23 protein-coding genes and 1 pseudogene are annotated in these 18797 nt (G+C 64.8%); 7 read left to right on the forward strand and 17 right to left on the reverse strand.

Going from position 1 to position 18797, the window contains the following annotated elements:
* Nucleotides 1-145: 145 nt before the first annotated feature.
* Entirely contained in the window at nt 146-571 is a 426-nt protein-coding gene (locus J1C56_RS25240; RefSeq protein ID WP_214392759.1) for an OsmC family protein, read from the forward strand.
* Nucleotides 572-618: 47 nt separating this feature from the next.
* Here the strand turns inward: J1C56_RS25240 and J1C56_RS25245 are convergent, their stop codons facing one another.
* Complete coding sequence (locus J1C56_RS25245; RefSeq protein WP_214392760.1) at nt 619-1593, reverse strand: AraC family transcriptional regulator; 975 nt, start codon at nt 1591-1593, stop codon at nt 619-621.
* Nucleotides 1594-1667: 74 nt separating this feature from the next.
* On the opposite strand from J1C56_RS25245, the gene J1C56_RS25250 reads away from it, so the two are divergent.
* The 4 genes from J1C56_RS25250 (at nt 1668) to J1C56_RS25265 (ending at nt 4788) form a co-directional block, all read left to right on the forward strand.
* Entirely contained in the window at nt 1668-1931 is a 264-nt protein-coding gene (locus tag J1C56_RS25250) for a hypothetical protein (RefSeq protein ID WP_214392945.1), read from the forward strand.
* 279 nt (nt 1932-2210) lie between these two features.
* On the forward strand, nt 2211-3329 hold the full coding sequence (locus J1C56_RS25255) for a Glu/Leu/Phe/Val family dehydrogenase (protein ID WP_214392761.1): 1119 nt from the start codon (nt 2211-2213) through the stop codon (nt 3327-3329).
* A 483-nt stretch (nt 3330-3812) separates the two neighbouring features.
* Nucleotides 3813-4271 (forward strand): hypothetical protein, encoded by a 459-nt coding sequence (locus tag J1C56_RS25260; RefSeq protein WP_214392762.1) that lies wholly within the window; start codon nt 3813-3815, stop codon nt 4269-4271.
* Nucleotides 4272-4278: 7 nt separating this feature from the next.
* Entirely contained in the window at nt 4279-4788 is a 510-nt protein-coding gene (locus J1C56_RS25265) for a MarR family winged helix-turn-helix transcriptional regulator (RefSeq protein WP_246591939.1), read from the forward strand.
* A gap of 86 nt (nt 4789-4874) precedes the next feature.
* On the opposite strand, the gene J1C56_RS25270 is transcribed toward J1C56_RS25265, so the two are convergent.
* The 7 genes from J1C56_RS25270 to sdhC form a co-directional block, all read right to left on the reverse strand.
* Nucleotides 4875-5513 carry a YceH family protein gene (locus J1C56_RS25270; RefSeq protein WP_214392763.1) on the reverse strand — a complete coding sequence of 213 codons (639 nt, stop codon included), beginning with the start codon at nt 5511-5513 and terminating at the stop codon, nt 4875-4877.
* A 13-nt stretch (nt 5514-5526) separates the two neighbouring features.
* Nucleotides 5527-6306 (reverse strand): succinate dehydrogenase iron-sulfur subunit, encoded by a 780-nt coding sequence (locus tag J1C56_RS25275; protein ID WP_184768200.1) that lies wholly within the window; start codon nt 6304-6306, stop codon nt 5527-5529.
* A gap of 10 nt (nt 6307-6316) precedes the next feature.
* Complete coding sequence (locus J1C56_RS25280) at nt 6317-6766, reverse strand: DUF3052 domain-containing protein (RefSeq protein WP_214392933.1); 450 nt, start codon at nt 6764-6766, stop codon at nt 6317-6319.
* On the reverse strand, nt 6766-7626 hold the full coding sequence (locus J1C56_RS25285; RefSeq protein ID WP_214392764.1) for a glycosyltransferase family 25 protein: 861 nt from the start codon (nt 7624-7626) through the stop codon (nt 6766-6768). Before J1C56_RS25285 ends, J1C56_RS25280 begins: the two co-directional genes overlap by 1 nt.
* A 98-nt stretch (nt 7627-7724) precedes the next feature.
* Nucleotides 7725-9563 (reverse strand): succinate dehydrogenase flavoprotein subunit, encoded by a 1839-nt coding sequence (gene sdhA, locus J1C56_RS25290; protein ID WP_246591941.1) that lies wholly within the window; start codon nt 9561-9563, stop codon nt 7725-7727.
* Between the two features lies 1 nt (nt 9564).
* Nucleotides 9565-9960 (reverse strand): succinate dehydrogenase, hydrophobic membrane anchor protein, encoded by a 396-nt coding sequence (gene sdhD / locus J1C56_RS25295; RefSeq protein WP_214392765.1) that lies wholly within the window; start codon nt 9958-9960, stop codon nt 9565-9567.
* 1 nt (nt 9961) lies between these two features.
* Nucleotides 9962-10378, reverse strand: a complete 417-nt coding sequence (gene sdhC, locus J1C56_RS25300) for a succinate dehydrogenase, cytochrome b556 subunit (RefSeq protein WP_214392766.1) — start codon at nt 10376-10378, stop codon at nt 9962-9964.
* A 412-nt stretch (nt 10379-10790) separates the two neighbouring features.
* On the opposite strand from sdhC, the gene J1C56_RS25305 reads away from it, so the two are divergent.
* Nucleotides 10791-11144: a hypothetical protein gene (locus J1C56_RS25305; protein WP_214392767.1), complete on the forward strand. Its 354-nt coding sequence runs from the start codon at nt 10791-10793 to the stop codon at nt 11142-11144.
* Between the two features lie 3 nt (nt 11145-11147).
* Here J1C56_RS25305 and J1C56_RS25310 read toward each other — a convergent pair whose 3' ends face one another.
* The 4 genes and pseudogenes from J1C56_RS25310 to J1C56_RS25325 all read right to left on the reverse strand — a co-directional run bounded on the left by J1C56_RS25310 (nt 11148) and on the right by J1C56_RS25325 (nt 15126).
* Complete coding sequence (locus J1C56_RS25310; RefSeq protein ID WP_214392768.1) at nt 11148-12365, reverse strand: GGDEF domain-containing protein; 1218 nt, start codon at nt 12363-12365, stop codon at nt 11148-11150.
* A gap of 175 nt (nt 12366-12540) precedes the next feature.
* Nucleotides 12541-13950: a 3-isopropylmalate dehydratase large subunit gene (gene leuC, locus J1C56_RS25315; protein WP_214392769.1), complete on the reverse strand. Its 1410-nt coding sequence runs from the start codon at nt 13948-13950 to the stop codon at nt 12541-12543.
* Between the two features lie 70 nt (nt 13951-14020).
* A complete protein-coding gene (locus J1C56_RS25320) occupies nt 14021-14173 on the reverse strand; it encodes a hypothetical protein (protein WP_214392946.1) in 153 nt (50 codons plus the stop codon).
* A gap of 60 nt (nt 14174-14233) precedes the next feature.
* Nucleotides 14234-15126: pseudogene (locus tag J1C56_RS25325) on the reverse strand (haloalkane dehalogenase).
* Between the two features lie 71 nt (nt 15127-15197).
* Here J1C56_RS25325 and J1C56_RS25330 point away from each other — a divergent pair.
* The gene (locus tag J1C56_RS25330; protein ID WP_246591942.1) at nt 15198-15674 is read left to right on the forward strand and encodes a MarR family winged helix-turn-helix transcriptional regulator; all 477 of its coding nucleotides are present in this window, start codon (nt 15198-15200) and stop codon (nt 15672-15674) included.
* Nucleotides 15675-15739: 65 nt separating this feature from the next.
* Here the strand turns inward: J1C56_RS25330 and J1C56_RS25335 are convergent, their stop codons facing one another.
* The 5 genes from J1C56_RS25335 to J1C56_RS25355 all read right to left on the reverse strand — a co-directional run bounded on the left by J1C56_RS25335 (nt 15740) and on the right by J1C56_RS25355 (nt 18683).
* Nucleotides 15740-16288, reverse strand: a complete 549-nt coding sequence (locus J1C56_RS25335) for an MgtC/SapB family protein (RefSeq protein WP_214392770.1) — start codon at nt 16286-16288, stop codon at nt 15740-15742.
* Nucleotides 16289-16426: 138 nt separating this feature from the next.
* Nucleotides 16427-16843 (reverse strand): CopD family protein, encoded by a 417-nt coding sequence (locus tag J1C56_RS25340; RefSeq protein WP_214392771.1) that lies wholly within the window; start codon nt 16841-16843, stop codon nt 16427-16429.
* Nucleotides 16840-17169 carry a DUF3817 domain-containing protein gene (locus J1C56_RS25345; protein WP_214392772.1) on the reverse strand — a complete coding sequence of 110 codons (330 nt, stop codon included), beginning with the start codon at nt 17167-17169 and terminating at the stop codon, nt 16840-16842. Before J1C56_RS25345 ends, J1C56_RS25340 begins: the two co-directional genes overlap by 4 nt.
* Nucleotides 17170-17244: 75 nt before the next feature.
* On the reverse strand, nt 17245-17880 hold the full coding sequence (locus J1C56_RS25350; protein WP_214392773.1) for a class I SAM-dependent DNA methyltransferase: 636 nt from the start codon (nt 17878-17880) through the stop codon (nt 17245-17247).
* Nucleotides 17877-18683, reverse strand: coding sequence for an amino acid ABC transporter permease (locus J1C56_RS25355; protein ID WP_214392774.1), 807 nt, complete (start codon nt 18681-18683; stop codon nt 17877-17879). The genes J1C56_RS25350 and J1C56_RS25355 overlap by 4 nt, the downstream gene beginning before the upstream one ends.
* Between the last annotated feature and the right edge of the window lie 114 nt (nt 18684-18797).

Genomic DNA, 18797 nt, shown 5'->3' on the forward strand with positions numbered 1-18797 from the left:
GCGGCGACAAGCCGACATTTTGGCGAGAGAGTTTTTTCGCACGGCGTGGCTTTCCTGGCGACGGGACGCTGGCAGGCGCGCGAGGCAGCGCTATAGTCTCACCCGGTTGCCGCACCTGGCCCCGTCAGAAATCATGGAGAACATCATGAACCACAGCGCCAACGCCGTCTGGAAAGGCAATCTGAAGGAAGGCTCGGGCACGCTCAATACCCAGAGCGGCGCGATCAAGGACCAGCCCTATTCGTTCAAGGCCCGCTTCGAGGACGAAACCGGCAAGTCGGGCACCAATCCCGAGGAGCTGATTGCCGCCGCCCATGCCGGCTGCTTCGCCATGCAGCTGTCGCACTTCCTCGCCGAGAACGGCACGCCCGCCGACAAGCTCGACGCCAAGGCCGTCGTAACGCTCGTCCCCGGCACCGGCATCACCGAGAGCGCGCTCACGCTGGTCGGCACCGTGCCGGGCATCGACGATGCCAAGTTCCAGGAACTCGCCGCCAAGGCCAAGGAAGGCTGCCCGGTGTCCAAGGCACTCGGCGCGATCAAGGTCTCGCTCAACGCCAGCCTGGCCTGACCAAGACTCGGTAGGGCGCCGGGCACACGCCGGCGCCCTTTGCCGCTTCACGCAGCCAGTCCTTCGGCCCGCACCTCGGATGGGGTCGCGTCGAAGCGCCGGCGAAACACCCGGTTGAAATAAGACAGGTCGTTGAACCCGGCCTCATAAGCGATGTCGGTGATGCTGCGCTGTGCCCACATCGGGTCGGCCAGCATGCGGTGCGCCCGCTTGAGCTTCTGGCCGAGCGCGAACTCGGTGAATGACAGTCCCTCGCTCTCGAACAGCTTCCTGACATAGCGCGGCGACAGCTTGTGCTCGGCGGCGATCGCCTCGGCCGACAGTCCGCGCAGGTCGCCCCGCGCCGCGATGTCAGACTTGATCGCCGCAAGCCTGGCGGCCCGCAGGCCGCGCCCGAGCGCCACCTGCTCGGCATCGCGTTCGGCCCCCAGCGTCAGCGCGGTCAGGTCGAGCAGGTGGCTTGCCACCATGCGCGCCATGTTACCCGGCAGCGGCTCATCCAGCTTCTGCAGTGCCGTTGCGTAGGTAATCAGGAGCTGCATCGGGCCGTGGCTGATCGGAATCGGCCGCATCATCATCTTAGAGACGTCGCCGAGCAGCGGCTGCAGCGCCTTCCTGTCGAAGCGCAGGTTCACATAGGTAAAGCCCGGCCGCGTGACGTTGGCGCCGACCCGTCCGCCGGGCACAAACATCGCGCAGCCGGGACGAATGCTCTCCTCCTGGCTGCCGACCTGCATGTGGCTGCCACCCGACAGCGCAGCCAGCAGGATCACGTCGTCATTGTCGATCATCGCCTTGCCGATGCCGACCTTGATCGGCGAGGCCGTGCCGGTGGCGATGCCCACGCCGGGCAGCAAGCGCACCCGCATGTCCATGTGGACAGGCGAATCATCGACCGGATCGAGATCGGCATTGAGGATGGTGCGGCCATAGACCTCGCGCAGAACGGCAAGCCGCTCCTGCGCCGGAAGGTCGTCTGTCAGCACGCGAAAGGAGGCATTCTGCCCGTCAGGATTCGTCATTGGTCTACTCAACGATACACAACCAAGGCGGGCAGGAGCTCTTTCTATTTCGCGCGGATGAATAGGTCAAGCCCGTGCCGCCGAAACCCGAAGAAGGGGCCGCGCAGTCCAAGAACGGCATCGTCCGCCCGTCTAGTTTGCGCTCGCGAATCGAAGTGGTCAGTCCAGCGAACGAGGTAACGGACATGTACCGCCTGCAATTCTGGAAGACGTTCGCGGCGCTTGTCGCGGCCGGCTTCAACCCGCGCGCCTTCCTCGCCCCCATGGCGCTCGGCGGCAAGCTCCCCGAAGCGGCTGAGACGCGGCAGCCGAAGGAGAACAAGGAACCGGAGGCCTGATCCGCAAGGACAGGCCCTGAAGCGCCGGCGTTCGACGCCGGCGGCTGACGGAGTCTGGCTGCAAGGAATGCCAGGGCAGTGGCATTCCGACCAGCCGGCAGGCCGGGCGCGTGGGGGGCAGACCCGCGTCCGGCCACCTTTCGCTCGTCGGTTTTGCGTTTGTTGCGCGGCAAAGCGGCAGCGCGCAATGCGCAGTCGCGCCGCGCCCCGTCTTCGAAACCAAAAATCGCCGGAAATGTTTAGCTTTCGGGGGGACCAGCGCACCCGGGAGGAACCCTCATGCTGAACGTCCTTGAACCGCGTAATCCGCAGCCATCGGTCGCGACCACGCTCGAAATCACCGACATCACCTCGGACGTCGCCCATCTCGACGGCTTCGACCATCACGAGCAGGTCTGGCTCGGCCGCGACACAGCGCGCGGGCTGACCGCGATCGTCTCGGTCCACACCACCGTGCTCGGCCCCGCCCTCGGCGGCACCCGCATCTGGCCGCACATGAGCTTCGAGGCCGGCGTCATCGACGCGCTGCGCCTGTCGCGCGGCATGACCTTCAAGTCGGCCATTGCCGGCCTGCCGCTCGGCGGCGGCAAGGCGGTCATCATCGCCGACGCCAGGACCGAAAAGACGCCCGCGATGCTCGAGGCCTATGCCGAGATGCTCAACGCGCTTGCGGGCCAATACATCACCGCCGAGGACGTCGGCATGACGCTGGCCGACGCCGACTTCCTTGCCGAGCGCGCGCCCAATGTCAGCGGCACCACCAAGGGCGGCAGCGGCAACCCCTCGCCCTTCACCGCCGAAGGCACCTTCGTCGGCCTCAAGGCGGCATTGCGCCACCGCACCGGCAGCGACGACCTCGCTGGCGTCCGCGTCGCCGTCCAGGGCCTCGGCTCGGTCGGCTGGTCGCTGTGCCAGAAGCTCCACGCCGAAGGCGCCGTCCTGACCGTCTGCGATCTCGATGCTGTCAGAACCGCCCGCGCCGCCGAGCAGTTCGGTGCCATGATCGTCGAGGGCAATGCCATCATTTCAGCCGACGTCGACATCTTCGCGCCCTGCGCGCTGGGCGGCATGCTTTCCGCCGACACCATTCCGCTGCTCAAGGCGAAGATCGTCGCTGGTGCCGCCAACAATCAGCTCGCCACCGCAGAAGACGGGCAGCGCCTTGTCGAGCGCGGCATCCTCTACGCGCCCGACTACGTCATCAACGCCGGCGGCGTCATCAACGTCGCGGCCGAAATGGCAGATGGCGGCTACGACGTTGCCACCGTCACCCCGCGTGTCGCCCGCATCGCCGACACGCTGACAGCGATCTTCCAGCGCGCCGACCGCGAAGGCCGCACCACCGACGCGGTCGCGGAAGCCATGGCGCGCGAGATCGTCGAAGAGGCGAGGAAGTAAGGCCATTAGCTCCCTTCTCCCCGCCCGCGGGGAGAAGGTGCCGGCAAGCGGATGAGGGGCAGCGCCGCCTCCCCGGATAACCACCAAATGCAAAACGGCCTGGCTGCTTACGCAACCGGGCCGTTTTCATATCGGTAATGAAACTGCGCCCCGCCGTTCCATCACCTTCTTGAACTTGGCAATCGCCTTGGCGGTATTCAGACCCTTCGGCAGGCCTGGGCTCAGTTCATGATCGTGCAGCAGCGATAGATCTGAACGGATCCTCGACATTATTGAGGCGCCGCGCTTTGACCTCGTCCCGACAGTCGATCAACCCAGAAATGCCTCTCGCGGCACCGCTGCCAACTGCCAGCCCGTCGCCCACAGGATCTCCATCCGCGCCTTCGTGAAATCGTTCATATTTTCTCTGTCGCCACATATCTTGATTATAAAGATATTAGATTATAGAGGCAATTTCCCGCTTCCCTTCACAGAGGTTCAGCCATGTTGTCATTTCCGCTCATCTCAACCGGCCTAACCGCCGCGCTTGCTCTGATGTCCATCGGCGGCGGTCTTTATGAATTCTCGGTCGTCGATCCGGCCTGGCCCGAACGCCGCGACCTGATCCAGCCGGAACTCGGCGGCCTGTCCCGCCGGCGCTTCTGGATCCCGGCGCATACCGCCTTTGAGCTCGCCCTGATCGTCACGCTGGTTGCCGCCTGGTCGATCCCCGACGCCCGCTTGTGGCTGCTCATCGCACTCGGGACGCACCTCGTGATGCGTGTCTGGTCGGCCTTCGATTTCATTCCCAAGGCGCTGGCCTTCGAAAGGCTGACATCGACGGCAATGGATCAGCGCGCTGCCCGGCGTTGGGCGCAGCGCAGCAGGCTGCGCCTGCCGCTCGATCTGGCGGTTGGCTTGTCGATGCTGCTGGCTTTCGCCGCCGCTATCCGCTCGCTATGAGTATCGGATGCAAAACGACGCATCCTCCCATCACGAACTCATCGCCGCACTCGACCGTGAGGTGCGGCGCATGGGGGCGCAGAACATCGTCACCAGCCAGACGGTGGCCGAACGCTTCGGCCTGCACACCACCGATCTCGAATGCCTCGACCTGTTGTTCATGCGCAAGGCGGCGACACCAGGCGAACTCGCTGCTGCCACCGGGTTGAGCTCGGGCGCCATGACAGCCCTGCTCGACCGCCTCGAACGCGCCGGTTATGTCGAGCGCCAGGCCGATCCGGGCGACCGCCGCCGTGTGCTGCTCCACATCAAGGCGGAAGCCATCAAGCCGATCGAGGCGGTCTACCGGCCGATGCAGGCGCGCATGCAGGAGCTGTGGTCCGGCTACAGCCAAGCCGAGCTAGCCACCATCGTCGATTTCATCAAGCGCAGCACCGACCTCGCGGTCAGCTGCGTTGCAGACATGCGCGGCGATGCAGCGCCGATGCCACCTAAGCGCAGCCGTTCCAAAGGCTAGAGACCTGCGCAGTACGAAAAACGCCGGGCATGCACCCGGCATTGCTGGCGTGAGGCGATGGCCCCACTTGCGCCAGAAGACGTAGCCTATCCGCCGACAGCGTCGAGCCGCGCCTTGAGTGCGGCCACTTCCTCTTCCAGCAAGCGGACGCGTTCCTCGAGTTCCGAGACAACGGGGGCAGTGGCGCTCGGCGCCCGGCTTGTGGCGATGGCTGCGGCATCGACATCGCCTGACAAAAGATGCGCGAAGCGATCCTCGCGCTGGCCGGGCGCGCGGCCGATCTCCTTGACCAGCGCCGGCCTGCGGCCGATCAGCATGTCGAGTTCGCTGCGCAGTGCGTCGGCATCGGCGAAATTCGCCATGCGCTCGGCACGGGCTTGCAATTCGTAGACGGTCTGCGGTCCGCGCAGCAGAAGCAGGCCGATCAGCGTGCTCTGATTGCGCGTCAGCGAAAATTTCTGCGCCATCTGATGTTCGTAACGCTCGACGCGCGAGGCGAATTGCTGCTTCGCCAGCCCCTTCGCCTGCAACGTGCCGAGCGCCCGGCTGACGTCGACGACCTCAAGGGCCATCACCGGCTCGCGCGACGTCTTCTGGTTGGCGGCGGCAACCAGCGCATTCGACGTCATCGGATAGACGTCGGGCGTCAGTTCCTTCTTCTCGATCAGGCAGCCGAGCACCCTTGCTTCGACCGGGGTCAGATGGGGAAGGTCCGTGTCCGTCATATGCGCTATCGCCTCAGACTCGGCGCTCCACCATCATCTTCTTGATCTCGGCGATCGCCTTGGCCGGATTGAGACCTTTCGGGCAGGTCTGGGCGCAGTTCATGATCGTGTGGCAGCGATAGAGCCGGAACGGATCCTCGAGATTGTCGAGGCGTTCGCCCTTGGCTTCGTCGCGGGAGTCGATCAGCCAGCGATAGGCCTGCAGCAGCGTTGCCGGCCCGAGATAGCGGTCGCCATTCCACCAGTAGCTCGGGCATGACGTCGAGCAGCAGGCGCACAGGATGCACTCGTAGAGGCCGTCGAGCTTCTGGCGGTCCTCATGGCTCTGCAGCCATTCCTTCGCCGGCTCCGGCGACACCGTCTTCAGCCACGGCTCGATCGAGCGGTGCTGGGCGTAGAAATTGGTCAGGTCGGGCACCAGGTCCTTGACCACGGGCATGTGCGGCAGCGGGTAGATCTTCACTGCGCCCGAAATGTCGTCGCAGCCCTTGGTGCAGGCCAGCGTGTTCGAGCCGTCGATGTTCATCGCGCACGAACCGCAGATGCCTTCGCGGCACGAGCGGCGCAGCGTCAGCGTCGGGTCGATCTTGTTCTTGATGTAGAGCAGCGCGTCCAGCACCATCGGGCCGCAATCGTCGACGTCGACGAAATAGGTATCGATGCTCGGGTTCTCGCCATCGTCGGGCGACCAGCGGTAGATCCGGTACTCGCGCAGGTTTGTGGCACCTTCCGGCTTCGGCCAGGTCTTGCCTTGCTTGATCTGCGAGTTCTTGGGGAGTGTTAGTTCGACCACGATCGGTTCCTCACAGCTTGGCGCGCAGTTCCTTGCGGATGACGAGCTTGAGCCCGCTCCACACGGCATCCACGGCACAGACCTTTACGTCGACCAGCCCTTTAGGCAGCACGACGTCGCGAATGACATCCTCGGTGATGTCGGTGGCGATCTTCGACGCCTTCTTGGGCCAGGAGATCCAGACAGCGCCATCGGGCGCGATCATCTTCTTGAAAGTCTCGACATTGCCTTCGAGATCGGCGCGCTTGCCGGTGAATGCATGAACGATGTCATGCCTCTCGCCCGCCGCGCCAAGTGCTGCCCACTCGGTCAGCGCCGTCGCCCCGAAGTCGCGCGCCGTTGCCAGTCCACCGAGATTGTCAGGCAGGTTCACGAACACCACGCTCTGGCCGTCCTTGAGGCCGAGCTTGGCCGCCAGCGGCGTCTCCGAATATCCGGCATCTGGCAAGGTCGCGGCCATCATGCTGCCGCTCCCGCCGCCAGCCGGCGCATCTGCTGGCTGACATCAGCCGGCGACCACGGCGCCGTGTAGACCTTAAGCAGCGACAGCGGCGAACCGTGCACGGCGTTGAGCCACAGCTTGAGCCTCAGCGTGCCGCGCACCAGGCCCTGCTGCAGGAAATGGAACGGGTCGCGCCGCTTGACGTGGCGGTGCGGCGTGCGCAGCTCGCCCATCGTCGTGTCGGCGCCGGCCTGGACGATCAGCCACGGCGAGGTGTGCATCACGTCGCAGCCATGCAGGCCCGGATTGGAAATGAAGTCGTCGACCGGCACGGCAAGCTTTCCGGCCCTGGCAAGCAGCTGTTCCGCCGCCTTGCGTGTCACCAGATAGCCAGCACCACCGGAGGACGGGCGCAGCGAGCGCACCAGCTTGGCAGCACCCAGGTCGGCCACCGGCACGGACAGCCTGCCGCCGCTCCGCACAAGCCCTTCCATCTTGACGATGTCGAAGGCCACGCCGCTGGCAAGAAGCCGCCGCATCGTCTCGGCATAGCCGTCGAGCGGCACCGCGTCGTCTTCCAGGATCACCGCATGATCGTGGCCGGATGCCAAAAACGCCCTTAGCGCCAGCATGTGGCTGGCAAAGCAGGCTTCCTCGACCAGCGCGAACATGCGGTGGCGCAGCGGGTTCCAGCCGATGCCGTTGGGCGGCATGGTCAGCGTCTGTCCGCGCACCGCAAGCACGTCGTCCGGCTTGCGCACATCGACGGCCTTGACGCGTTCGAGCGGCCACGGCATCGCGCCGAACAGCCGCTGGATTTCGGCCCAGCGATGCGGCGAGCGGTCGAGATTGATGGTGAAGAAGCCGAGCTCGCTCATCCCCGGCACTCCCGGCGATGACAGGCGCGCGCGCAAGCGAGGATGGCCGTTTCAGGCCTTCCAGCTTGCTTTGCGCTGCGCCGTGCCTCGGCCATGGCTCAGTACACCCGCGCCTTGGGCGCGATCTTGGCCAGGGAGATGCCGCCGTCTTCTTCCTTGAGCAGCGGCTCGGTGTGCACAGGGCGATAGGTCAGCGTCACCTCGCCGTCCTCGGCGACATGGGCCAGCGTGTGCTGGCGCCAGTTGACGTCGTCGCGGGCCGAGAAGTCCTCGCGGGCATGGGCGCCGCGGCTTTCCTTGCGCGCTTCCGCACCGTAGACGGTGGCGATCGCGTTCGACATCAGGTTCTCGAGCTCCAGCGTCTCCACCAGGTCCGAGTTCCAGATCATCGAGCGGTCGAAGACCTTGACGTCCTTCATCTCGCCCCAGATCTTGGAGATACGCTTGCAGCCCTGCTCAAGAGAATCCTGGGTGCGGAAAACGGCAGCGTCTTCCTGCATCGCCTTCTGCATCTTCTCGCGCAGCACCGCAGTCGGCGTTCCGCCATTGGCGTGACGCAGGCGGTCGAAGCGGTCCATGATCTTTTCGACCGAGGCCGCGTTCGGCGACGGGATCGGCGCGTTGCGGTCGACCACTTCGCCGGCCCGGATCGCTGCCGCACGGCCGAACACCACCAGATCGATCAGCGAGTTGGAGCCGAGGCGATTGGCCCCGTGCACCGAGGCGCAGCCCGCCTCGCCGACGGCCATCAGGCCGGGCGAAACGCGGTCGGGATTACTCTTGGTCGGGTTCAGCACTTCGCCCCAGTAGTTGGTCGGGATGCCGCCCATGTTGTAGTGCACCGTCGGCAGCACCGGGATCGGCTCGCGGGTCACGTCGACGCCGGCGAAAATCTTCGCCGATTCCGAGATGCCGGGCAGCCGCTCGTGCAGCACCGCCGGATCGAGGTGATCCAGGTGCAGGAAGATGTGGTCCTTGTTCTTGCCGACGCCGCGGCCATCGCGGATCTCCAGCGTCATGCAGCGCGAAACCACATCGCGCGACGCCAGGTCCTTGGCCGACGGCGCGTAGCGCTCCATGAAGCGCTCGCCCTCGGAGTTGACGAGATAGCCGCCTTCGCCGCGCGCGCCTTCGGTGATCAGGCAGCCCGAGCCGTAGATGCCGGTCGGATGGAACTGCACGAATTCCATGTCCTGCAAGGGCAGGCCGGCGCGCGAGGCCATGCCGCCGCCGTCGCCGGTGCAGGTATGGGCCGAGGTCGCCGAGAAATAGGCACGGCCGTAGCCGCCGGTCGCCAGCACCACCATCTTCGCCGAGAAGCGATGGATTGTGCCGTCATCGAGGTTCCAGGCCACGACACCGGTGCAGGTGCCATCCGGCTCCATGATCAGGTCGAGGGCGAAGTACTCGATGAAGAACTGCGCGTTGTGCTTCAGCGACTGACCGTAGAGCGTGTGCAGGATGGCATGGCCGGTGCGGTCGGCGGCAGCACAGGTGCGCTGCACGGGCGGGCCGTCGCCATAGTTCATCATGTGGCCGCCGAACGGGCGCTGGTAGATCTTGCCTTCTTCGGTGCGCGAGAACGGCACGCCGTAATGTTCGAGCTCGTAGACCGCCGCCGGTGCTTCGCGCACCAGGTATTCCATGGCGTCGACATCGCCGAGCCAGTCCGAACCCTTGACGGTGTCGTACATGTGCCACTGCCAGGAATCCGGGCCCATGTTCTGCAGCGAGGCGGCGATGCCGCCCTGCGCCGCGACAGTGTGCGAGCGGGTCGGGAACACCTTGGTGATGCAGGCGGTCTTCAGCCCCTGCTCGGCCATGCCGAGCGTGGCGCGCAGGCCGGCACCGCCGGCGCCAACGACGACGACGTCGAACTTGTGGTCGACATAGGTATAGGCGGAAGCTCCGCTGGTCTTGCCGTCCTTGGCCACCATGTCAGCCTCCAAATGCCAGTTTGAGCAGGGCGAAGAGCGAGGCAACGCCGACCGCTACGGTAAAGAAAGTGTTGAGCATGATGAGCGTCACCTTGAGCAGCTCGCCATGCACATAGTCCTCGATCACCACCTGCATGCCGAGGCGCATGTGGTAGAGGCCCGAGACCAGCACCAACGCCAGCACCAGCGACACCAGCGGGTTGGCCAGCGAGGCGCGCACCGTCGCGAAATCGGCGCCGTTGAGCGCGATCAGCAGGCCGACGAAGAAAAGCATCAGCGGGATGTTGGCGACGGCGGTCAGGCGCTGGCGCCAGAAATGCTCGGTGCCCTCGCGGGCCGAACCCAGGCCGCGGACCTTGCCGAGTGCCGTGCGCATGTCGTTGTTCGAGCCGCTCATCTTATGCTCCCCGCGCCAGGTAGCCGGCGATCCAGATCGCCGCCGTCAGCACCACCGAGGCGATGAGCGTCGCCCAGGCGAATTTCGAGGCGGTCTGCTTTTCAAGCGCCGCACCGGTGTCCCAGACCAGGTGGCGAAGGCCGCCCAGCATGTGCAGCATCAAGGCCCAGGTGTAGCCGAGCAGGACCAGCTGGCCGATCCAGCTGCCGAACACCCAGCTGACGAATTCGAAATAGTGCTGCGACGTCGCCGCCGCGATCAGCCACCAGGCGACCAGCAGCGTGCCGAAGTAGAGCGCGCAGCCGGTGATGCGGTGCAGGATCGACGTCGTCATGGTGATTGGCGGGCGGTAGATGCTCAGATGCGGCGACAAAGGCCGCGCACGCGATGTGGCTTGGGTGGCTTGTGATTTGCTCATGGCTCCCCCGGTCTGCATCCGAGCGTGGCTATGTTTGAATACGGCGCCGTCGCACCGTTTTGCGACGTCGGACTGCGCGCTTTCTAAAGCTCTTTTTGCACCGCGTCAAAGTCAGAAAACCGTTCTGGCGCACCTATTTAGTCGCATCACGGCTTCAATCGATTGAACAAATGCCGCCGCTACCCGCATGGGTGAGTCGTCTCGAAACATGCCTGCGGAACAGGCAATGATGGCATCCCCCATTGGGACGATGCCCGGCTACCCGTTCGTTGGCGCGGGCAAGACGTCGGGCGCGCCTGGCAACGGAAAATTAACCATGTTTGTTAATCTTTTGCGCCCAAACAGGCGCCAAGCCTTAACAAAGATTAAGAAACGGTTAATCTCCGGTTCGATCGAACAGGGAGATTATCCGATGCGCTCCATACTGGCTTTGACCGCAGCTGCGTCGCTGATGCTTGGCGCAGGCATGGCGCTCACCTCTCCGGCCGCCGCCGGCGGCAGCCATGATCGCGTCTATGCCGATTCTTTCGGCAACCTGATCGTCGAAAGCACCACCGGCTACAAGCGCATCATCGTTGGCGAAGGCGCTTCGGCCCGCAAGCTAGCCGCCTACACCGGCTCGACCGGGCCGAAGGTGATCTATCTCGACGGGCCGGACCGCAAGGCAACGCACTGCTACCGTCCGCCCATGCTGCTCAAGGGGCGCAGCTACATGTATGGCTTCTCCGAAGGCGAAATCCCGCAGCCCGGGCTGGTTTGCCGCTGAGCTTTACCTGCTCGTTGGCTTGATGCCGAACGGTACGACGGTCGAATCCGCAAACAGCGCGATCGAACCCCACACCCGGACGCAGTCGCGCCCATCCTTCTTTGCCTCGTAGAGCGCTGCGTCGGCCCGCACCATCAACTGGTCGATGCTTTCGCCGGCGACAAGCTCGGCGACGCCGAAACTTGCGGTGAAGCGGCAGTCACCCGGCAGGCCGTCGACCGGCATGCCCGAGAACGCCGAGCGCGCGCCTTCGGCGAACAGCCGCGCCGACGCGAGATGCGCACCCGGCAGGATGATGGCGAATTCCTCGCCGCCGATTCGCCCCGCGACATGGTGCCCGGCCATCGATTCGCGGATGAACCGCGCGAAGGCTTCGATGACCCGGTCGCCCGATGCATGGCCGTAGCTGTCGTTGATCGACTTGAAATGATCGAGGTCGGAGATGACCAGCGTGATCGGCAGCCCCTGGCGCGTCGCGTCGCGCATCGCGCTGGCCGCCCGCCGCTGGAACCCGCCGCGGTTGAGCAGGCCCGACAGCGCATCGGTTTCCGACTTCTGCGTCGCATCGAGCAGGATATCGCGCACCAGGATCACCAGCAGCATCAGCGCGATCGACAGCGCGAACACAGTGCCCAGCGCCTGCGAGATCATCGCATAGGTGCTCTGGAGGTAGTGATGCGGATCGGAGCCCGGACCGCCGACGGCGAGCGCCAGGTAGGGTTTGGAGAAGAACTGCAGCGCGCTCGCCAAAAGTACGCCCGCAAGCACGTAGTCGAACTGGCTGAGTTTCCGGCGCGAGCGCAGGATTGTCGCCGCGCCGACCGCTTGTGCCACCGCATAAGGCGTCTGGTAGGTCATCATGCGCAGCAGCGAATCGCGGAGCAATCCTTGCGTGGCAAAGACCGCGATCGTCGTCACGACGAGGAACGCCGCCATCAGCCGCCATGCCGGCTGCGCCTCGTAGCGGCTGGCCAGTCCAATGTTCATGATCAGCAGCGTCACGAGGAAGGCGACGAAATTGGCGGTGACGATGAACCGCGTGTCGTCGAACAACGGGATCAGGAATTCGGTGCCGATGTAGACGATTCCGGTGAGATAGCAGAGCGCGAACCAGCGCGCCGAGATGCGCCTGTCGTCATAGATGGCGATCGACATGAACGCGCCGGCCAGGAGGCCGGCGACAAACACGTTGATTGCGAGAATGAACTCTGCACCGCTCATCGTTCGCTGCAATCTCCTTCGCGCGGATATCACCACAACCCAGCGAAAAAGACGTTAACGCGACGCTCAAAATGCGGGTTATCTCAGCCCATTCCCCCGTTACGAAAAAGGCGGCGGAACAGTTGCTCCGCCGCCTCGGTAATTTTGCAATCAGCCGGTTGTGCCGGCCTGGCCGTCAGTGCCAGTCGCGAATGTCGACGAAATGCCCGGCGATCGCCGCCGCTGCTGCCATGGCCGGCGACACCAGATGGGTGCGGCCCTTGAAGCCCTGGCGTCCCTCGAAGTTGCGGTTCGAGGTCGAAGCGCAGCGCTCATGCGGCTTGAGCCGGTCGTCGTTCATGGCCAGGCACATCGAGCAGCCCGGCTCGCGCCAGTCGAAGCCGGCGGCAACGAAGATCTTGTCGAGGCCCTCGGCTTCCGCCTGTTCCTTGACTAGGCCCGAGCCCGGCACGATCATCGCACTGACCGTCGAGGCCACCTTGCGGCCCTCGACGACCTTGGCGACGGCGCGCAGGTCTTCGATGCGGCCATTGGTGCACGAGCCGATGAAGACGCGGTCGACCGAAATGTCGGTGATCTTGGTGCCGGCGGTCAGGCCCATATAGTCGAGCGCGCGCTTCTTGGAGTTGCGCTTGTTCTCGTCCTCGATGATCTCAGCGTCCGGCACGACGCCGGTGACGGCGACGACGTCCTCGGGCGACGAACCCCAGGTGACGATGGGCGGCAGCTTGGCGGCGTCGAGCACCACGACCTTGTCGAAATGCGCGCCTTCGTCCGAATGCAGCGTCTTCCAGTATTCGAGCGCCATGTCGAAGGCCTTGCCCTTCGGCGCGCGCGGCTTGTCCTGGACGTAGGCGTAGGTCTTCTCATCAGGCGCTATCAGGCCGGCACGGGCCCCGCCCTCGATCGACATGTTGCAGATCGTCATGCGGCCTTCCATCGACAGCGCGCGGATCGCCTCGCCGGCATACTCGATGACGTAGCCGGTGCCGCCGGCGGTGCCGATCTCGCCGATGATGGCAAGCACGATGTCCTTGGCGGTGACGCCTTCCGGCAGCTGGCCGTCGACGCGCACCAGCATGTTCTTGGCCTTCTTCTGGATCAGCGTCTGGGTCGCCAGCACGTGCTCCACTTCCGACGTGCCGATGCCGTGCGCCAAGGCGCCGAACGCGCCATGCGTCGAGGTGTGGCTGTCGCCGCAGACAATCGTCATGCCGGGCAGCGTGAAGCCCTGTTCGGGGCCGACGATGTGGACGATGCCCTGGCGCTTGTCGTTCTCGGAGTAGTACTCGACGCCGAAATCAGCCGAGTTCTTGGCCAGCGCCTCGACCTGGATGCGGCTTTCCTCGTTCTTGATGCCGTTCTTGCGGTCCGGCGAGGTCGGCACGTTGTGGTCGACGACGGCCAGCGTCCTTTCGGGGTGGCGCACGGTACGGCCGGTCATGCGCAGGCCTTCGAACGCCTGCGGGCTCGTCACTTCGTGCACGAGATGGCGGTCGATGTAGAGCAGACAGGTGCCATCGTCCTGGCGGTCGACAATGTGGTCGTCAAATATCTTGTCGTAGAGGGTGCGCGGTGCGCTCATGGCTTTGGATCCGTCGATGTGAACATGGGAAGGCTGCGGCGCCGAAAGCCCGTCGGCTCGGCGAAAACGACTAGATAAGTCGGCTGGTCAACGCGCCTGAAATCCGGGCAAAGAAACGCGACGGCAGGCGCTTGTGGTCCTGCAGCACGAAACCCTTGTAGGCCGGATCTCCAAAGAGCTCTTCCATAAGCGGCTCAATACCAATCTTTTGACGTTCCGGCAATCGCAAGCTCCAACTGGCCCAGGCGCCGGCGGCGCAGTCGCCGCCGGGCTGGACAAAAGCCTAGGCCATTCGCGCCAGCGCCGGGACACTCCCGCGCAGCCCATGCCTGTCCGCCCAGCTTGAAATGGCTGTTGCAATCGCCTCTGGCTGATCCTCCGGCGCCGCATGGCGCGCCGGACCGCAGTTCTCAATTTCCAGGCCGGCGATGTTCTGGGCGCACCAGTCAGCCATCTCAGCGCCAATCATCAGTGTCTCCGCCGAACCATCGAACGTCAAAAGCAGCTTGGGCACCTCCCCGCTCCCGGCCAGCCACCGGTCATAGGCCTCGATCCGGGCGATGACGTCGGCCGGCTCGCCTTCGATCGGCATGGCGCGCGGCCATGCGAGCAGCGGCCGCCGGCTTTCGCGGGTCGGATAGGGCTTGCGGTAGACGTCGAGGTCGTCGTCGCCCAGCCCCTTGAGCACCGTCGCGCGCAGGGCGAACTCGATGAAGAAGTTCTCGTCCAGCACCTTGGTCTCGCCGGTACCAGCCCCGCGCAGCGTCTCGTAGCGCGGCCTGGCGCTGTCGGGGAAATCGGCCCATGTCATCGGTCGCACGATCGTTTCCATCACGGCCAAGCCGCGCACCCGCCCGGGATGGCGTGCCGCCAGTCGAAGGCCAGCGCCCCGCCCCAGTCGTGACCGACGAGCACCACCTCATCCAGCCCCATCGCCTCGAACCAGGCGTCGAGATAGCGGGCGTGGTCGGCGAACGTGTAGGCGATGTCAGGCTTGCCCGAACTGCCCATGCCGATCAGGTCGGGCGCAAGGCAACGCACCTCGCCGCCGATACCGGGCAGCACGTTGCGCCACAGATAGGACGATGTCGGATTGCCGTGCAGGAATACGAACGGGGCACCATGGCCAAGTTCGACATAGGAGATTGTGGAGTCGAGTACGCTGATTTCCGGCATCTGGCTTTCCTTCCCGCCCGTCAGATAGTAAGGTACCTGTCTAATATCAACTAGTCAGGTGACTGTCTACCTTGAAAGAAACAATTCCGGAAAATCCGCCGCTCGGCCTTCTGCTGCGCCTCGTCCACCAGCATTGGACACAGGCCGTCGACAATGCGCTCGACGCCGCCGGCTTCGGCGACATCCGGCCACCCCATGCCAATGTCTTCACCTTCACCCCGGCCGAAGGCATCCAGGTCAGCGAACTCACCAAGCTTGCCCATGTGCGCAAGCAGACCATGACCCAGGCGGTCGAGGAGCTGGAGAAGCTTGGTTATGTCGAGCGCCGGCCCGATCCCAACGATCGCCGCGGCCGCCTCGTCTTCCTCACCGGGCGCGGCAAGGCCGTACGGCCGATCGCATCCGCCACCGGCCGCAAGGTCGACGAGCGCTGGGCCGAACTCACCAGCGCGGAGGAAATGGAAACGCTGCGCCAGGCACTGCGACTGCTGTTCGAAAAGGTACGCGACGACGTGCCGGCACGACCGGCGTCCGATACGGATGGCTGATCGTTGTCGCTAAGCAAATTCGACAAAAAGTGCGAAGCGGTTTTCCGTCCGGCGCCGGGACAACGCTAAGCGCGCTTGCCCTTGGCCTCTGCCTTGCGCGGCACCGGCTTTTCGTCGCGCTTGTCTTCGCTCAGGTCGAACTTCACCTCGATCGAGTGCATCAGCCCGAGAACGACAAGCACCATGAAGGTGCCGAAGCCGGCGATCTGCCAGAAGCCGAGCCCGGCGGCGAGTCCGATGGCGCCGGCCAGCCACATGCCCGCACCTGTGGTCAGTCCCTGAACCTCGCCGCGCGCAAACAGGATAGTGCCCGCGGCGAGGAACGCGACGCCAGCAGTCACCGCCTCGACGGCGCGGATCGGATCGACCTTGACCATCTCCTTCATGCCGTCGGCCGCAAACATCGGCGCATGCACGATCTCGATGGTCAGGATGCCGAAGGTCGCGGCAGCCACGCACACCAGCACATGGGTTCTCAACCCCGCCGGCCGGTTGCGCCATTCACGTTCGAAGCCGATCACCGCGCCGAAGATCGTCGCCAAAAGCAGCCGGGCAACGATGACGGGAAACGAGGTGTAGGTCGGATGGCCGAATTCTTCGACGAGTTGTTCCATGAGGCCCTCATTCTGGTTCGGCCCCCAACGCGCCATGGCAAGGCTGGTTCCGCCGCGCCAGCCTGAAAGCGTGCCGCAACGCTGCATCGGCTCGCTCGGAACGAGCCCTAATCAGAAAGGCCCGTTCAAACGGCCCGTTCAAAACGGCTTGACGATCACCAGTCCGACGGTGCCGAGCAACAGCAGGCCAACCAGCCAATGCAGCTTCAGCACGATGGCCGCCGGCTTGGCCAGCCTGGCGCCGGCGAGCTGCCGCAACTGGCCCGACAGCACGCCGTGCAGCCCCGACATCGCCATCACGAGCGCAAGCTTGGCATGCAGCCAGGCATCGCCGAAGAAGCCGACGTCATAAGCGAGGTAGAGGCCGAGCCCCCACGTCGCCAGCATCGCTGGCGTCGCCAAGGTTGCAAATCCCGCCCGCAGCAGGGTCGCCTGCTTGGCATCGATGCCGCCGGCTACCGCCATGCGCGACAATGTCAGCGGCACGAAGATCATGCCCGACAGCCAGACCACCATCGCCACGACATGCAGCGACTTGATGACGAGATAGCTCATAGGCCGGCCGTCTGGTTGGCCGCCCTGGCGACGAGGTAGCGATCGTTGATGAAGGTGCCGAAAGGCACAAGGCAGGCAAGGCCGGTGCGCAGCATCTCCCTGGGCGACCAGCCGCCGCCGGAAAAATTGTCGACCAGGCAAACGACGTAGAACACGAAGGCGAGGCCGTGGACCGGCCCGGCCGCGCTGACGATCGCGGGATAACCGGCCAGATGTTTCATCGGCACGGCGACCAGCACGAGGAAGAGCAGCGTGCTGCCTTCGAACAGGCCCGCGAGGCGCAGGCGGGAAAGTGGATCGGCGAGGGTCTTGCGAATGGTTTCCATGGCGCGAGATTTGTCCGCGACCGGGCCATCCGCAATCGTCCATCCGGTCGCAGAGGCCGAATGACGCGCGACATATCAGACAACCCTGAATATGTAGGCCTTCACCAGCACATCCGGTTCGCCGACCGCAAAGGCACGGAAAGGCGGGCTTGCCTCTACCGGCAGCCATTTGCCTGCCGCCTCGAGCGCGGCGAACTTCTCCTGGAAGCCGCCTGCCTCCAGCACGGTGTCTCGCACGGTGAATATGGCATGGCCGCCACTGGCGGTGACCCGCACCAATTCATCGAGGCTCGATGCCGGTGCATGCCCTGACGTGAACACGCCGGTCGACAGGAATGCGCGGAAATGCCCGTCCGGCCACGGCAGCGGCCCGCCAAGCGCTGCCAGTTTCAGCTCGCCATAACACTGGCGGCTCCCGGCGATGTCGAGCATCTCCTGCGACAGGTCGAGGCCAGTGAGGTCGTCATAACCGAGCGCCTTGAGCGAAGGTCCCGAAAGCCCGGTGCCGCAACCGGCGTCGAGCAGTGGCCCTTCTCCCTTGGGCACATGTCGCGCCACCCAGGCCGCGATCAGGAAGGGCAGCAGGTAGCCAAGTGCCGCCGTCTCGCTGTCATAGGCCGCCGCCCATGCCGCATAGGCGTCGGCCAGCTCCGTTTCCGTCTCCGCCGCATAGACCATGTCGAGGGCGGTCTTGCCGGCGTCGTGGGTCATGGCGTGAAGTCCCTGCGCAGTCGCCTCTCCAGCGCGCGCAGGACCAGCGACAGCCCCAGCGTCAGGATCAGGTAGACATAGGCCACGATGGAATAGGTCTCGAAGAAGCGGAACGAGCCCGAGGCATAGACCTTGGCCATCTGGGTGATGTCGGCGACGCCGAGCACCGAGACCAGCGAGGAATCCTTCACCATGGCGATGAAGTCGTTGCTGTAGGGCGGCAGGATGGTCCTGAACGCCTGCGGCCAGACGATAAGTCGGAACCGCTGGGTGCGGGAAAGCCCCAGCGCCTTCGCCGCCTCGATCTGGCCGACGTCGACGGCCTGGATGCCGGCCCGGAAGATCTCGGCGATGAAGGACGAATAGGCGATCATCAAGGCGATGATCGCCCGCCACAGCAGCGAGAAGTCGCGCACCTGCATCGGCTCGACCAGTCCGGCGGACTGCAACGGGATGGTTGCCCAGTTCCATGCCACGACGAAGGCCGGCGCGCCGACGAAGGCGATCCAGAACAGCAGTACCAGGATCGGCAGCCCGCGAATGATCTCGACATAGAAGCGCGAGACCTGGCGCAGCACTTTTGAATTCGACAGCCCGAGCAGTGCGATGAACAGGCCGAGTGCCGACGCCATGGCGAAGGCGACGATGGTGACGAAAAGCGTCACCCAAAGCCCTTTGGCCAGCGTCGACAGGATCTGGCCGTAGACGTCGCTGGCCGCGATCGTCACCGCCGAAACAACCCCGATCGCCACGGCGGCCACCAGCCACCACGGAAAATCGTCCTTCTTGACCCGGGGGCTCATGCTGCGGCTGGCATCTGTCGCGCGAAAACCGAGCGGCCGGCCTGATCTCCCCCCTTGTGGGGGAGATGGGCGGCAGCCCAGAGCGGGGCAACGTGGAGCACGGACACCGAAGAG

The sequence above is a fragment of the Aminobacter anthyllidis genome, assembly GCF_018555685.1.
Classification (GTDB): Bacteria; Pseudomonadota; Alphaproteobacteria; order Rhizobiales; family Rhizobiaceae; genus Aminobacter; species Aminobacter anthyllidis.